Below are 15,385 nucleotides of genomic sequence, written 5' to 3'. Positions count from 1 at the left end.
CATTTGGGGCATATTATTTATCATACATATTGTTTTTATATGTTTTGTTTATCCTGATACAAGAAACAATATGTCAATACTGTATTCGCCAACATCAATGCAGGGACACGAGGTAGAGGAGGGGAAGCTCCACACCATTTCCCTCACTATCAATGGAGTCCGGAAAGAAATCCAGGTACTGCCTTGGGTAAGTTTATTGGACGCATTGCGTGAGTATCTGCACCTGACAGGTACCAAGAAAGGATGTGATCACGGACAATGTGGTGCTTGTACTGTCCTTTGCGATGGCAAACGAATTAACAGTTGTCTGACCCTGGCTGTTATGAAAGAAGGTTCTGATATTACTACTATTGAAGGTATTGCTCCAGCGGACGGCGAACTTCATCCATTGCAGAAGGCATTTATTGAACACGATGCTTTTCAATGTGGATATTGTACTCCCGGACAGATCTGCAGCGCTATTGGTATGATGGAGGAAGGCAAAGCTCACACCCGCGATGATGTAAAAGAACTGATGAGTGGCAACTTATGTCGCTGTGGTGCCAACACAAACATTATTGATGCCATCATGGAAGTGAAGGAAGGAGGAAAAGATGAATAATTTCGCATATTCACGGGCACATACAGTAACAGATGCTATACAACAGATAAATTCTCATGGGCATTCACAATTTATCGCTGGTGGTACCAATGTGGTAGATTTGCTTAAGTACTTTATTACCTCTGCAGATGCGCTGGTTGATATCAATCCTATCGAAGAGCATCATTCTATCGAAGAAATGGAAGACGGAGGCGTACGCATAGGAGCACTGGTTACCAATGCGGATACTGCCTATCATCTACTCATTGAGCAACGATATCCTTTACTGACAAAAGCTATACTGGCAGGAGCTTCTCCTCAAATTCGTAATATGGCTACCAATGGAGGAAATCTGTTGCAACGGACACGTTGCTATTATTTTTATGATGCCAATGCTCCTTGCAATAAGCGAGAGCCGGGCTCCGGTTGTTCTGCTATTGATGGCTACAATCGTATTATGGCTATCCTAGGCACAAGTGAACAATGTATCGCTGTTTTTCCTTCTGATATGTGTGTGGCATTGGCTGCTCTGGATGCACAGATAAATATTTCAGGCCCCTATGCAGATCACACCATTCCTCTGGTTGACTTTCATCGCTTGCCAGGTGATACACCACATCTGGACAACAATCTGCAACCAGGTGAAATCATTACCAGCATAGATTTACCGGCTCAGGGATTTTCACGCAACTACTCCTATCTCAAACTGCGGGATCGTAATTCATATGCTTTTGCACTGGTATCTGTTGCCACAGGGCTGGAACTTGAGGGAGATGTCATTCGGGAGGCAAGAATTGCTTTGGGAGGAGTCGCCCATAAACCTTGGCGAGTACCAGAAGCAGAAGACTTTCTGCGGGGAAAAACTGCGTCACGAGAGAACTTTGGTGCAGCAGCAGATATAATCCTGCAGGGAGCTACCGGATTTATGCACAATAACTTTAAGATTGAGCTAGCCAAAAGAGCTATCATCCGTAACGGCATGATGGCACTCCATCCGGAAACACAACTACCCGGCGCCCAACCTTCTTTGTAAGAATGAAAAAAGCCATCCGCACAGAAGTAGGATGAACTAGTATGTGGACTGGCTTTGCTTAAGTATGTACCTGGTTTTATTTATGTGGCTGGTTTTATTAATGAGGAGGTATATCCTGTATTATACTCTTGAAAGAATCATTTTTTTCTCTTTGTCACCTGCTCTCCTTCTTGTCCTTCTGAAAGAATCTCGTGACAAGACCGGCGACCTTTCCGACTGGAGATACTATTTTCAGGAACCAAAGCTGACTCTATTTGTCAAAAGATTATTTCAGAAGGACAGAGGTAGGAGTGATCTTTTCGGGAGAATTAAGAAAAAGAGGAAATGGAAGAAGTTAATATGTTGATAAATAGAGTGAAAGATAGTCTTTTGATGCTATAAAGAGAGATGAGGTTCCTTTAAACGCGAAAGGTTGTGTAGGTGCGTAGGGAATCTTTTTCCCGCGAGGTTGGCCTTTGGCCTGCGGGTGGAAGGATCGGCAAAAAGTGCCCTTTTTGGGTTACTTTTTTGGGCAAGCAAAAATGAAGGACTAGTGGAAGAACAGTGATTGGGACAATAAGCAAACACAGGAAGAGACACATAAAAAAGTAACAGATCGTAGCCAGAAGGAAGTAAATGGTTTTAAGGCAATTTTGATTGAGAAACTCTCGTACTTCCTTTAAACAACTATTGAATTCTAAGCAGAAAAACTTTATTCACTTTTTTTAAAAAATATATGTCAACACAACCCTTAATTGGCCAGTCAGTAAGTCGTTTGGAAGGACATCTGAAGGTGACTGGCAAAGCAAAATATGCAGGTGATTACACCACATCCGGCTTGTTGTATGGCTATATCGTCAACAGCACTATTACCAAAGGAAAAATCACAGCTATTCATACAGAAGAAGCCAAAGCCCTGACAGGCGTAATTGAAGTCTTTTCACATGAGAACAAACCTTCACTCGCCTGGCTTGACCTCAAATATGCTGATATGGATGCGCCTCCCGGAACGGTATTTAAGCCTTTGCACGATGGTGATATTTTATGCAATGGGCAACCTATCGCATTGGTGGTGGCTGAGACGTTCGAACTGGCACGATATGCTGCCAGTCTGGTTCGCGTGGAATATGAAGAAGAACACTTTGAGACAAATCTTAAGAATAATCTGGATAAGGCACGTGCACCCAAAATTGGATTAGCAACTTTGCTGAAACCTCTCCCTCCAAAGCCTGTAGGAGATTTTGAGAAGGCATTCAATCAGTCCTATGCACAGGTTGAAGCTGAGTACTCTCATGGTACAGAGCACCATAATCCATTGGAGTTATTTGCTACTACAACTATTTATGAAAAAGACGGAAAACTTACCATCTATGACAAGACCCAGGGAACTGTAAACTGTCAGGTGTATGTAGCCAATGTGTTTGGCTTGTCTTTTAAAGATGTGCGGGTAATTTCTCCGTATGTCGGAGGGGCATTTGGTTCAGGATTACGTCCCCAATACCAGTTGTTTTTTTCCGTACTGGCTGCCTTACAACTGAAACGTTCGGTAAAAGTTATGCTGGATAGACACCAGATGTTTACATTTGGGCATCGTCCACCTACTATACAGCATACCCGTTTTGGTGCGGATAAAGATGGAAAAGTGAATGCACTGAACCATAGTGCGTTTGCAGAAACATCACAGTTTGAGGATTATACAGAGGTAGTGGTGAACTGGTCTCATATGTTGTATCCGGCAGAAAATACACTGATGGAATACAAACTAGTGCCATTGGATGTATATAGTCCGCTAGATATGCGGGCACCCGGAGGCAGTACTGGTATACATGCTATCGAAAGTTCGATGGATGAACTAGCCTATAAACTCAATATTGATCCATTGGAACTTCGGCTTATCAATTATGCAGATAGGGATGTCAGTGTAGATCGGCCGTATTCAAGTAAAGAGTTAAAGGAATGCTATTTGCAGGGAGCTGAGAAATTTGGCTGGGCTAACCGGAATCCTCAACCTCGTAGCATGAAACGGGGTAACAAGTTGGTAGGGTATGGTATGGCGACTGGGATATGGGAAGCAAACCGATTGCCTGCCCGTGCAGAAGTTGCTTTTACCAAACAGGGAAAGTTGCAGGTAAAGAGTGCTGTTACAGATATTGGCACAGGAACATTTACTGTCATAAGCCAGATTGCAGCCGACGAACTGGGATTGCTTTTAGGTGACGTGAACTTTTCGTATGGAGATAGTAAAATGCCATTTGCACCTATACAAGGTGGCTCATTCACAATAGCTTCTGTAGGTACTGCTGTCCGTGAAGCATGTAAGGCACTCCGCAAAAAACTTTTAAAGAAGGCTCAGAAAATGGAAGGCTCCGCTTTTGCAGATGCCAGCATTGATGATGTTGTTTTTAGAGAAGGGGCTATGTATCGTAAGGACGATCCATCCATTTTTGTAAAACTAACAACAGTCATTGATGCCAACAAAGGACGCCCTGTAAAAACAACCAACTTTGCTGTGCCCAACGTATTTAAACTGAAAAAGTATTCGCGGGCTACACATAGTGCTGCATTTGTAGAAGTAGAAGTAGATGAGGAGCTAGGGGTAGTAAATGTAACCAGAGCCTTAACTGTTGTAGCTGCCGGACGAATAATCAATCCGAAAACAGCCCGGAGCCAGGTTCTGGGCGGAATGGTCTGGAGTATCAGTAAGGCATTGCGTGAAGAGACTATCAGTGATTACAACCTGGGAAAATACATGAATCCCAATCTTGCAGAATACCATATCCCAGTACATGCGGATATACACGAGCTGGATGTGATGTTTGTAGAGGAGAAAGAAGAGATTCTGAATGACTTGGGTATTAAAGGAGTAGGAGAGATCGGTTTGGTAGCTATGCCTCCCGCCATTGCCAATGCGATCTATCATGCCACTGGCAAACGGATCAATCAATTCCCCATCCATCTGGAAGCCTTGTTGTAGAGTATATTTAGGTTAACATAGCCAAAATGAATGAATAATCCGGAGTTTTGATAAATTTGATTTGCAGGCAAGGGAATTAAAGAAAAAGAACTCAGAAACCCGCTTCCTGTTCTTCTGAAAAAATCTCCCTATTGTCCTTCTGAAAGAAACTCGTGACAACTAGAGTTGCGTCTACTTTCTGAGAGAAATAATATTCTCCAATCGGAAAAGTCGCCGGTCTTGCCACAAGATACTTCCAGAAGGACAAAAAGGAGAATGTTTCTTTTAGGAAAAGAGATTTTTTCTTAAACTCTCAAAAGGAGAAGGTTATAGAATAGGATAAAGGAAGCTCCTGACTTTGCGAGTGGGAGGTTTGGCAGAAAGTGCCTTTTTGCTCACGCAGAGATCTGGTTCATCAAACTCTCGTTTGGTGCCCTGTTTTTGGGCAAGCAAAAAATGAAGAAAGCCGCAAGTAGAATCATGTTTGGGATAATAAACCAACTTAGCTAGAGAGATTCCTTAAAAAATAACCAAGGCCTATACTCTTTTCAATAGAATATAGGCCCTGGTTATAAGACTCTCATCCCATATTAGGGATGGCTCAAGTTTGTTGTATAGATAGGTTACTTATTACCTACCGTACCTCCACCACTTAAAGTATTTAATACCTCTTTAGACACCTTAAGGTGTGTACGTACCAGTGGATGAGCTGCCGCAGCTACCTCTTTCAAATTACTATCCTTTGCTTTCGATTCTACAGAGCTCATTAGTTTATCCAGTTTTTCGTGCCCTTTTACCGCGCTTTCTGCTATATAGTAGCGGTCTACTTCGCCTCCTGAAATTTTATTGTACCGGGATAACATTTCTTCTGTTTGTGTAGAAACGCCGTTCGGTAACTGAATCCCTTTAGCTGTTGCAATTTCCTTGAGTTTCGTAGCCAGACCTGCCTGCTCTTCTACTTCGGCCTGGGCTAGCTCCTTTACCTGAGGATTTGTAGCTCGTTGAGCGGCAATCTGACTAATTAACATTTGCTGATTGCCTGCATTCGCTACTTCCAGAAACAACGCCTGGTCTTCTTCTGACAGCTTTTGTGATGTAGGCGAAATTGCCTTTACTTTTTCTGCTCCTTCTTTATTAATGCGCTCAAACTCAGCTTTACTGGTTTTACCTATCATAGAAGAGCTTTCTTTTGTGTTCCCAGACTGTTGGGCTACAAGTGCCAGTGGCGCCAATAAGGCTATGGCTAATGCCAGAATACTGGTTTTTATACTAGACTTTTTCATAACATATGAATTGATGATACAATAGTTGCACTAAAACTGTGCCTGTCTGTTTCAATACACATGGTATGTGGTTGGTAGGCAATGGCTTACACTATCGGATTTTGATCTTCATAGTTTCGCCGGCGAATTTGTGTCTGACGGAGTTCTTCCATTCTATTTTGCCAGGCTGCTTTTGTTTCTTCTCTGGTTAGTTGATTGAGTTCGGCTTGGGAATACTTGGGATCATAACAGTAATTGGACGTAATCTCCTCCATAAAATCTACTGCCTGCTTTAGAAAATCAGTCAGAATTTCGGGTGCCTGTTTAGGTAGGGTTTGATACATGGTTTTGATCTGATTATCAATTAATAACTCAAATCGTAACAGCAGGCGATTAAGATGATATAATGCGGTATCAATATCCTTGTGAACTAGCGCCATCCGTACCTGAATCATTCCCGGACCGCTATAATGACCATTACCTGCCTCTTCCACTTCTTCAGCCAGCGACAGGACTTCCTCTGCAGACGGTCTGTTAGGAAAATCATTTCGGTAATACAATTGTTCCATAAACTCCGCATAATGAAACAATGGAGAGAGGTTGATCTTCACAATCTCTTCATGCTCCCGATAGACAAGCCATGCTTTGGCAATATACTTCAGTCCTGACTCGCCTTGTTTGTCGAGGATGTCTGCATAGCTTTTCCAGACTTCTGCCAGATAGTATACCTCCATAGCATGGGCAGGTTCTTTCTGGATAAATTGTTCAAAACATTCAGCTGCCTTATCCAGGTAATCTACCTGTTGGTGTTTCTTACCCTGACCACTCAGAAGTAAACCTGCACTGCGTAATACAGAAGGTTTTGCCTGAGGGTTATACCAATCCAGAGACTGGTCGAGCCACATCGATACAGCCTCTTTCAGTTCTGGCATGTCTTTCCCTTCTAAAATGCGTATGCCTCCTTCCAATAACTGCCAGATCAGATCCGGATTCATCGTTAATTGATATTCAATCTTTACTTCAAACTGTTTCTGTGCAAGTTCTTGTGCCTTTAGTAAAGAGGGATTTGGTTTCTCCCAGGAATGATAAAGAATCCACAGTTTTAGTTCTATGGATTCTTCTAGCCTATTGATATCATCCAATGCGGACTTCCAGTATGTATACGCATTCTCTACATCCAACTGCGCCTGTTGATCGTATAACCGGGCTCTAAGGGATCTGGCTAATGAGTTATCTGGGTGAACTTGTAACTCATCTGTCAGTTCGGCAATAGCCTGCCGGAGGTATACCTGTGCGAGTGTTGTATCTGTAGATTTAAATTCCTCATAACGTTGGTATAACACTTGAGCCCGTTGAAATGTCAAAGGAGAGCCATAAAACTTCTCTGCCTCTTCAATAACTTCATCCATATAGTCGAGGCCTCCATCACTTAGCTTGCCACACATCTGATCGTACTCAAGATAGGAAAGCAGAACCAGAAAGCCTGATTCCAGTACATACAGCCTCCAGTCTTCAGGAGCATCTGCCGGAAGTTGCTGGGATATATGTACAATAGCAGACAAATCATAGGAATCGATAGCATCTGCAAGCTGACTTTCCAACGAATCAAAATCTTTTATCATGGGAATAGGTACTTAAACTGGCAAAAGATACTCCGTATCTTTCAGATTACCTATATGGAGTGCATACTCCACTAAAGAGTACTCCCTTATCCTACTCTAATAACTTTTCTGGAAAAGGCTACTGTAAATAAAGGAAAAATACCCTCTTAGAAGAGCAACTCCTTTTTTATCCTTCTGAAAGAATTGCTTTTCCTGTTCTTCTGAAAGAATTCTCCTTCCTCTGTCCTTCTGTAAGAATCTTCCCGCCGTTGTCGGGACACGTGTGACAAATAGAGTTGCGTTTACTTTCTGAGAGAAAAATACACTCTAAATCCAAATGCCGCTGGTTTTGTTATGAAATACTTACGAAGAAGAAAAGGAAAGTAAGAACGACGAGAAATAAGATTTTTTCTCTAAAACTTTATTTCTGAAAAGTTATAGGACAGCAGAGTGATTAGTCTTTTTGATAATGCTCTGGAAAGAGTTCAGGTTGAGCTGTTTTTAAATACTGATATTGCTCAGGTGTTAAAAAGATGAAATTTTTGTTGGAAGAATAGCCTATTGAATAAAAAGAGCCTTTTGCATCTTTTAATGCCTGATTGACTAACTGAATAAATTCTCCTTCCCAGAGGAAGGAATAGATATCACTCATTTTTTGAGTATAGGTTTTGCCATTTAGATTAACGTGAATTCTGGATTAGTTTAAGCAGCCATTGCGTATGGGTGTTGTGTGTTAGCGACAAAAATACAAGGTTTCTGTTCTAATGATTGATAGGCAATCAAAGAAGCCATCATATTGATGAAGGCATTTTCCACCTTCCGATGACGGGTATGTTCTACATTACAAATAGAGATTAACAACTCATTGACAGACTCGATTAAAGCTCTCTTTTTCAGATAGAGCTGATGAGCCAACAATGAGATAGCCTTTGGTATGGATTTCTTCTTTGGTTTGACCAGTAGTTGTAATCCTTGACTGTAAAAATAGTCAAATAAACGGGTGTGATAGCCTTTGTCCCCTACACAAAGACCTTCTAGGCCCTTTAACAATTTTTGCAGCAGTTGCCCATTGTTATCAGCCACATTGCCTGTAGTAAAGCTATAATTGACAATCTGTCCATAGGCATTAATGACTAAATGTAACTTAAATCCGTAAAACCAGCCTAACGAGGATTTCCCTTTTCGAGCTGTATGGGCAAAGACTTTATGAGAATGTTGACGTTTAATGTGACAAACAGGGATTCTCTTCGAATCAATAAAGTACAAACCACTTCGGCTAGCTTTCAGACAGGTATGTAATGACCACACATATACTAAAGGGTAGGCACGCTCAATCAAGGCTACAAAACGGGAATAGGAAGGTGCCTTAGGAAAATAAGAACGATACTGTGATAAAATCTGATGGCGATAAAAATACTCAAAACATTTATACCCGGATAGATAATAAGCGACCAGAATGGTACAAATTTCCGATCGAGTCAAAGCCGGAGTGCGAGTAGGTTTACGCATTTTACCTACCTGATGGTTATTTTGATAGGATTGGAAAGCAATAGCTAAATCATCCACCTCAATAAAGAGTTCGATTAGTTTATTTTCACTAATTTGGGCTTGCATAAAGGATTGAGTTAGTTAGGTTTTACATCTAGACAATGCAAAACTAGCTATTTTTCAATCCTTTAGCTTTTCCCTAATCCAGAACTCACGTTAGATTAAATCCGTATTCATAAGAGATTTTATTTCTTCCTTTTTTTGTCTGCTTTTCAACAATGTTTGTAGGGGTAAAGCTATTTTGAGAGATATGCTGTAAATGGTGTAGGAATTTTTGATATACATTTTTAGGTTCTTCTTCCATTCCATCATAAATGAATTCATGATAATCTGTATGTGCTACTATGTTGGGCAGATAGGTAAGTATATCTTCTTTGGTACTCACATTATCCCGAACCATTTTAGTTAATAAAATAGCTAACGAATCTTTAGTATATGTTGGAATAATACCAATCGATTCATATTCATGAATCATTTTGGTGAGACCTGTTCGGTTGTATGTATTATCAAAAATTGCAGATAACGCATGGTCTATTGGAAGCCCGATACTCATGGGAAATGCCTTGTCAAAAGCACGAACCTGAATACTATCCATAAGTATAAAACCAATGCGGGTACCAATCTTTAGTTGCAGTCGGTCTTTGTCATCAATGACAAATAATCTCAACGAGCTAATCTGGTCTTTCAAAAAGTCATTTACAATTTGAAAGCTACCACTTTGTAACCAATCCATTACAATATAGTCAACAGATCGATTCAAAGCCATCCTAGGTGTGAAAGATAGCCTTTGTTGATAAGATGTTTTATTGACAGTAAAGTCGAGGAATGTTTGGGTATAGTCTCCACCATATTCTTCATCCTTAAACGTTTCATCAAAGGTTTTCTGATAGGTAAAGCCAAACTCTGGTAACAGAGATTCTCGAATCATAGTATACACTTGTAGAAGTGCCCGTAAGTTATCCTTTGGTAGAGTCTTAAAGTCCAGTACAAATGCTCGCTTACAATGAGTTAAAATTTCAGAAGGTCCCAATAGTGTATAGGGCTTATAGGATTGCTTCAACGTTTGCAGACCTGATTCAGAAAGGATACCTGCCATCTGTAGTGTATCCATATAGGCAAGTTGTTCTTGTTTACTTTGTTCATAGTCTTCATAGAAACTGTTTTGCATGGCTGCTTTAACAAACAAAGAGTTAAAAATAGTGCTACGATCTATAAATTCGTTGGTTTCGATCCATGATTTGACATCCTGATAGACCTTTTGATCAAAGATATGGCATTTGTACAGGGTGTCATTTAATGCATGTGCGCTGAATCTTAGTTGTTTAATTGACAGATCTTTATCAATTGGAGCGGGAGTATTTTGAGGAAACAATGAATTATGCCAGACAGGGCCAACCAGATTTTTACACTTTCGTATAAATCGTTCAATTTCTGTTTTCTTCCCATTTACCAGATTGAAATCATCTTTTTGGGGATTTATTATCGTTGTAATAAAGCCAAAATGGAAGAGCAGGTCTGTAGAAGAAAGCTTAAATATAGTATCTTGTTTAATAGAATCACCTTCAAAACTAAAATACATTTTGGGTTTGTATACTTCCAGATACGCTTTTTGTAAATCATTCTCTCCAGAAAAAGACTTGTAAAAATAATCTATACCTTCCTTAGAGATCACTTCTGATTGGTGCAATTGATTTAATAACTGATAGGTCTCAGCTTTATTCCATTGCTGAGCAGATAGAGGTGTACTTAGAAAAATAAACAGGGTTAGGCAGGTAATAAATCGCATAGGTAGTTTCTTATTTTCCTGGCTAATATAAAATAAGATAACCACCCGATAAATAGGTATTTGCCGGGAACAAGAAAGTATTTCAGAACAGATTGATTATCTGAAGACCGCTATGTAAAGGAATTGTTAGGAATTAGTGTATTTCCTTTTTGTATAACCTCCCCTGAGTTTGGAGTCATTACAAAAGAATCACAGATTTGTTCCTGTTTATGGTGTTGATAGGCACAGGTTTGATAATGTTCAGCTACTAACCGCTGTGTTTTAGCTGGATAAACATATGCTATAAACCGGGCAGATGTCTGAACTTCAGATAGAGGAGTTTTCGGTAAATAAGGTACTTCCTGAGTCAAAGATTTCACCTCCATAGTCACTTGTGCTTGTTGCTGCAATACATACGCTTCAAAATCAGCATTTTCCTGTTGTTCGAGCTGCTCAAATTTTTGCCATGCCTCATAGGCTGCCTCAATACGGATTGTCACATCATCGCGTTTGGCTTCTTTGAGGATATATTTAGCTGCATTATCCTTGTCTTTCTTCTGGTCAATCACAGCCAGATGAAGATCAGTGCGTTTGTATTTGACACGAACATCCTTCAAGTCTTTTTCCGCTTTCTTGAGTTGCTTATCACGTTCTTTGGAGGCAGGTTGAGCTTCCAGTTCCGCCTTTTGTTGTTCGGCATGAGCTAACAACTTTGTGAGAAGAGTATGGTTGGCAATGGATTGCTTCTCATCTTCCGCTAAGTGCTTGATGCGGTTTTTCATACGAAACAGTTCATGATTCATACGGGCTTCCTGCTTTCTCAAACGATAATACTCAGATCTGTATTTGCGAATGGCTATTGTATTGCTGTGATAACGAGGCATATAGATAAGACGTGTAAAATGGTTTATTACATAGTTTTGTTACCTTAAATATACAAAAAATTACGTTGGCTAGCAATAGGTTTTTGGTATAATCAGAAGTGTGGTAGTGGCTGATTATCAGTGTTTTAGTGTTGTGTGTGACAAGCTGTTGAAAAGGCGTTTTACCATGCAATAATAGAATAACCGACATGTACTGGCTGCATTTTTGTTTTTCTCTGGGTTAAGTCGTTCCTTTGTACCCCTAAAGGATGTCTGACTTATTTTTTAAAAGAGACTCAATAACCATATTTTGTAGTCTTTATAAAATAGCTAAGACAACCTCTTAACTGTGAACTAAGAACTTTAAAACTGATTTTATTATGCCTGGAATAGAGTTTTTTGGCGAAGAAGAACGCCGCGAAGTAATGGATGTACTGGAAACTGGTGTAATGTTTCGCTACAACCATGATGCAGAGCGTAAAGGACACTGGAAAGCCCGTGATTTTGAAAAGTCAGTGGCTGATTTTGTGGGAGCAAAATATGCACATGCTGTAAGTAATGGAAGTGCTGCCGTTGTATGTGCACTGGCTGCATGCGGAGTGGGTTATAATGATGAAGTAATTGTGCCTCCTTTCACCTTTATTGCTACTGTTGAAGCTGTGTTGTGGTTAGGTGCTATCCCTGTATTTGCTGAGATTGACGAAACCTTAAACCTTTCACCAGAAGGTATTAAAGCCTGCATTACACCTAAGACCAAAGCTGTGCTATTGGTACAAATGTGTGGTGCTATGGCCAAAATGGATGAGATCGTGAAAGTGTGTCAGGATAACAATGTCATGCTGATTGAAGATACAGCGCAGGCATTGGGTGCAAGCTATAAAGGTAAATCAGCAGGATTGTGGGGACGTATGGGTTGTTACTCTTTTGACTTCTTCAAGATCACTACCTGTGGTGAAGGTGGTGTATTGGTTACCAACGACGAACAACTGTATAAAAACGCAGACGTATTCTCTGATCACGGACACGACCATATAGGAAACAACCGGGGTATGGAAAAACACCCTGCACTGGGTATCAACTTCCGTATTGGTGAGTTTAATGCCGCTGTAGGTCTAGCTCAGATGCGTAAGATCAAACAGTTCATCGAAATCCAGCGTAAAAACAAAGCAACCCTGGTTAATACACTGAGCAAATTTCCGTTCATCCAGTTCCGTGAGATGACAGACGAAGCAGGTGATTCTGCTACCTTCCTGTCCTTCTTTATGCCAGATGAAGCTGCTGCCCGTCTGGCTGTAGAGGAATTTAAAGCACAAAACCTGGATAGCTATGCTTACTGGTTTGACAATAACTATCACTACATCAAAAACTGGGATCACCTGATCAGTCTGACCAGTGTAAACCCTATGCCTATCCACCATCAGGAGAAGCCACAGGATTGGTCTAAAATCCGTAGCTATATCCCTAAAACTGACAATCTGATCAGCCGTTTGATCTCCTTGCAGGTAAAGGTGGGCTGGACTGACGAACAACTAACTGAACGTTGTCAGAAGCTTTCCAACGCATTTGAAGCTGTTGCTAAAAAATTGTCTGTAACAGCTTAAGTATAATCTGAATAATCGAAAGCCTCACAGATTCACAGAATCCGTGAGGCTTTGTTATTTTAGTATAAGTATATGTCTTTGTATCGAATGTTTTTCAACCACAAATCCTTCAATACCTAACATGGGAACCTGGTACTCTTTGTATCTTTTTGATGAAGAGAAATTTACTGAAACTGTAGTGCCTTCTTTGAAACGAGGTCTTGCAGATCGGCCAGATTTGTTTGATCTATATAAACAGACACGGCTTGATCATCATACTAATCTGACTACTGAAATTATTGCGTCCGTAGCCTCAAGTCTTGACACTGAGTTTAAATCGTATCCAGGGTATGATCCTTTTTCAAACGACCTGTCTGCTTTTGAAAAAGAAAATCCCTGGTATTATGAATGGTCTGCCTTATTTGAGCTTGTTGTCTTTCATGAATGTGCTTATTATAAGCCCGAACTGTATTGTGGCAAGTTTGGCATAAACTCACGCTTTACTGATACATCACAAGGTTCCGTAGCATACAGTATACTAGGGGATATCGCCAATGAAACCATTCATACGTACTATACTATAGGTATTGTTAACTGGATTACCAATGAAGATGTGAAGTTGCTACTGATAGATTTTGATAATCTAAAACGTAGAAACAACCCTGGAGACGACTCAGAGCATAAACTGTATGACGAAGACTTTTATAATCTGTTGCTATTGGCAGATAAACATTCTCTGGGATTGCTGTATGGGGCTGATCTGAAAGAATATACAATCTTTGAAAGGCAATTAAACTGATTAATATGATTGACTCAAACGGTTTCTAAGATATACGAATCAATAAAAATATAAATGGGACTTTTTTATACACTTCATCCGTTTGATAGTGATAAGTTTTATAGGGAGATTGTTCCTTCACTCAAAAAGGGACTGACTGATCGGCCAGATTTGTTCGAGGGATATAAACGAACTTGTATCAATGAGAAGACTGAGCTGACACTAGATTTGATTGCGTCTATTGCCAGTCAGTTTGATACTGAATTTAAATCGTATCCGGGCTACAATGCCTACTCTGCAGATGTATTTACTTTTCGTGATGAGCGTGGCTGGATAGAAGAATGGTCCAGTTTGTTTCAATTTATTATCTTCCAAGAGTGTGCTTTCTATGAGCCAGAATTTACTTTTGGGAAGAGTGGTATTGCGCTCATGTATGCTAATACGCCTGCCAACTCTGTTGCTAAGGATATTTTTACCACAATTGAAAGAGCAACGATCTTTTCTTGTTATTCAATGGGGATTGTTAACTGGGTTCCTAATGAAGATGTAAAATTGTTATTGCTGGATGCGAAAAGTATCCGGCTGGCAGATCGTTACAAAGAAGAGTTTCCGGATTTATATGATTATAAATTTGATAGATTTTTAACATTGGTAGATAGACATTCGCTGGGTTTGGTATATGGAGTAGATTTACTAGACTATCGGGTTCCCGGAAGAACTTTATCATAAAATATTCTCTGTACCTATACTGAATTTTTGTTGTGATTCCTTTTACTGTTATCTACGAAGACAATCACCTGATTGTCGTAAATAAAGCTTCTGGTGTGTTAGTGCAGCCTGATAAGAATGGAGATCCTGCATTGGAGCAACTGATCAAACAATACATCAAAGAAAAATATACTAAGTCAGGAGAAGTATTTCTAGGTGTGGTGCATCGACTAGACAGGCCGGTAAGTGGACTGGTGATATTTGCCAAAACGTCTAAAGCTCTGGTGCGTATGAATGAGTTGTTTAAACAGCGGGATATTGAGAAGGTATACTGGGCGGTAGTTGGTACTATGCCTGCTGAACCAGAAGGAAAGCTGGTGCACTGGATTACCCGGAGTGAAAAAAGCAATTTATCAAAAGCACATAAAACGGAAGTAAAGGGTAGTCTGCGTGCAGAATTACAGTATAAGTTGATTCAACGTTCGGACAGATACAGCTTGCTGGAAGTTCATTTGATGACAGGCCGGCACCATCAGATCAGAGCACAGCTATCAGCTATAGGATGCCCAATAGTAGGTGATCTTAAATATGGTTTTGCACGTAGCAGCCCGGACGGCAGTATTTTTCTGCATTCCCGTTATACCAAATTTATCCATCCAGTACAGAAAGAGGAGATTATACTGGAAGCTCCTATGCCTGAATTATGGCATAAGTATGGTATGAAGTAGCGATACT

At 40.3% G+C, this 15,385-nt stretch carries 13 protein-coding genes; 7 read left to right on the top strand and 6 right to left on the bottom strand.

Going from position 1 to position 15,385, the window contains the following annotated elements:
- The first annotated feature begins 70 nt into the window (after positions 1–70).
- From QNI22_RS09520 to QNI22_RS09510, 3 genes are all read left to right on the top strand, one after another.
- Positions 71–601: a (2Fe-2S)-binding protein gene (locus QNI22_RS09520; protein ID WP_409932537.1), complete on the top strand. Its 531-nt coding sequence runs from the start codon at positions 71–73 to the stop codon at positions 599–601.
- Positions 594–1,613, top strand: a complete 1,020-nt coding sequence (locus QNI22_RS09515; RefSeq protein WP_314510419.1) for an FAD binding domain-containing protein — start codon at positions 594–596, stop codon at positions 1,611–1,613. The genes QNI22_RS09520 and QNI22_RS09515 overlap by 8 nt, the downstream gene beginning before the upstream one ends.
- Before the next feature lie 715 nt (positions 1,614–2,328).
- Positions 2,329–4,566, top strand: a complete 2,238-nt coding sequence (locus QNI22_RS09510; RefSeq protein WP_314510418.1) for a xanthine dehydrogenase family protein molybdopterin-binding subunit — start codon at positions 2,329–2,331, stop codon at positions 4,564–4,566.
- A gap of 602 nt (positions 4,567–5,168) precedes the next feature.
- Here QNI22_RS09510 and QNI22_RS09505 read toward each other — a convergent pair.
- The 6 genes from QNI22_RS09505 to QNI22_RS09480 form a co-directional block, all read right to left on the bottom strand.
- Positions 5,169–5,828 carry a DUF4142 domain-containing protein gene (locus tag QNI22_RS09505; RefSeq protein WP_314510417.1) on the bottom strand — a complete coding sequence of 220 codons (660 nt, stop codon included), beginning with the start codon at positions 5,826–5,828 and terminating at the stop codon, positions 5,169–5,171.
- An 86-nt stretch (positions 5,829–5,914) separates the two neighbouring features.
- Positions 5,915–7,429, bottom strand: a complete 1,515-nt coding sequence (locus tag QNI22_RS09500; protein ID WP_314510416.1) for a hypothetical protein — start codon at positions 7,427–7,429, stop codon at positions 5,915–5,917.
- 433 nt (positions 7,430–7,862) lie between these two features.
- Positions 7,863–8,060: a hypothetical protein gene (locus QNI22_RS09495; protein ID WP_314510415.1), complete on the bottom strand. Its 198-nt coding sequence runs from the start codon at positions 8,058–8,060 to the stop codon at positions 7,863–7,865.
- A 50-nt stretch (positions 8,061–8,110) separates the two neighbouring features.
- Positions 8,111–9,022 carry an IS982 family transposase gene (locus tag QNI22_RS09490; protein ID WP_314510414.1) on the bottom strand — a complete coding sequence of 304 codons (912 nt, stop codon included), beginning with the start codon at positions 9,020–9,022 and terminating at the stop codon, positions 8,111–8,113.
- An 85-nt stretch (positions 9,023–9,107) separates the two neighbouring features.
- Positions 9,108–10,742, bottom strand: a complete 1,635-nt coding sequence (locus QNI22_RS09485) for a hypothetical protein (RefSeq protein ID WP_314510413.1) — start codon at positions 10,740–10,742, stop codon at positions 9,108–9,110.
- Positions 10,743–10,852: 110 nt separating this feature from the next.
- Positions 10,853–11,605, bottom strand: a complete 753-nt coding sequence (locus QNI22_RS09480) for a hypothetical protein (protein WP_314510412.1) — start codon at positions 11,603–11,605, stop codon at positions 10,853–10,855.
- Positions 11,606–11,964: 359 nt separating this feature from the next.
- Here QNI22_RS09480 and QNI22_RS09475 point away from each other — a divergent pair, with 359 nt between their 5' ends.
- The 4 genes from QNI22_RS09475 (at position 11,965) to QNI22_RS09460 (ending at position 15,378) form a co-directional block, all read left to right on the top strand.
- A complete protein-coding gene (locus QNI22_RS09475; protein ID WP_313975405.1) occupies positions 11,965–13,185 on the top strand; it encodes a DegT/DnrJ/EryC1/StrS family aminotransferase in 1,221 nt (406 codons plus the stop codon).
- A 121-nt stretch (positions 13,186–13,306) separates the two neighbouring features.
- A complete protein-coding gene (locus tag QNI22_RS09470; RefSeq protein ID WP_314510411.1) occupies positions 13,307–13,963 on the top strand; it encodes a hypothetical protein in 657 nt (218 codons plus the stop codon).
- 54 nt (positions 13,964–14,017) lie between these two features.
- Entirely contained in the window at positions 14,018–14,671 is a 654-nt protein-coding gene (locus QNI22_RS09465; protein ID WP_314510410.1) for a hypothetical protein, read from the top strand.
- A gap of 32 nt (positions 14,672–14,703) precedes the next feature.
- A complete protein-coding gene (locus QNI22_RS09460) occupies positions 14,704–15,378 on the top strand; it encodes an RluA family pseudouridine synthase (protein WP_314510409.1) in 675 nt (224 codons plus the stop codon).
- The last annotated feature ends 7 nt before the right edge of the window (positions 15,379–15,385 follow it).

This window comes from Xanthocytophaga agilis (assembly GCF_030068605.1).
GTDB classification, from domain to species: Bacteria; Bacteroidota; Bacteroidia; order Cytophagales; family 172606-1; genus Xanthocytophaga; species Xanthocytophaga agilis.
Note: the sequence above shows the minus strand (reverse complement) of the source record. Positions and strands in the feature narration are given on the sequence as shown.

What these genes read in the sequence shown, in the direction of transcription:
- QNI22_RS09520 (WP_409932537.1), top strand. Translation starts at nt 71, where the DNA reads ATGTCAATACTGTATTCGCCAACATCAATGCAGGGACACGAGGTAGAG.
- QNI22_RS09515 (WP_314510419.1), top strand. Translation starts at nt 594, where the DNA reads ATGAATAATTTCGCATATTCACGGGCACATACAGTAACAGATGCTATA.
- QNI22_RS09510 (WP_314510418.1), top strand. Translation starts at nt 2,329, where the DNA reads ATGTCAACACAACCCTTAATTGGCCAGTCAGTAAGTCGTTTGGAAGGA.
- QNI22_RS09505 (WP_314510417.1), bottom strand. Translation starts at nt 5,828, where the DNA reads ATGAAAAAGTCTAGTATAAAAACCAGTATTCTGGCATTAGCCATAGCC.
- QNI22_RS09500 (WP_314510416.1), bottom strand. Translation starts at nt 7,429, where the DNA reads ATGATAAAAGATTTTGATTCGTTGGAAAGTCAGCTTGCAGATGCTATC.
- QNI22_RS09495 (WP_314510415.1), bottom strand. Translation starts at nt 8,060, where the DNA reads ATGAGTGATATCTATTCCTTCCTCTGGGAAGGAGAATTTATTCAGTTA.
- QNI22_RS09490 (WP_314510414.1), bottom strand. Translation starts at nt 9,022, where the DNA reads ATGCAAGCCCAAATTAGTGAAAATAAACTAATCGAACTCTTTATTGAG.
- QNI22_RS09485 (WP_314510413.1), bottom strand. Translation starts at nt 10,742, where the DNA reads ATGCGATTTATTACCTGCCTAACCCTGTTTATTTTTCTAAGTACACCT.
- QNI22_RS09480 (WP_314510412.1), bottom strand. Translation starts at nt 11,605, where the DNA reads ATGCCTCGTTATCACAGCAATACAATAGCCATTCGCAAATACAGATCT.
- QNI22_RS09475 (WP_313975405.1), top strand. Translation starts at nt 11,965, where the DNA reads ATGCCTGGAATAGAGTTTTTTGGCGAAGAAGAACGCCGCGAAGTAATG.
- QNI22_RS09470 (WP_314510411.1), top strand. Translation starts at nt 13,307, where the DNA reads ATGGGAACCTGGTACTCTTTGTATCTTTTTGATGAAGAGAAATTTACT.
- QNI22_RS09465 (WP_314510410.1), top strand. Translation starts at nt 14,018, where the DNA reads ATGGGACTTTTTTATACACTTCATCCGTTTGATAGTGATAAGTTTTAT.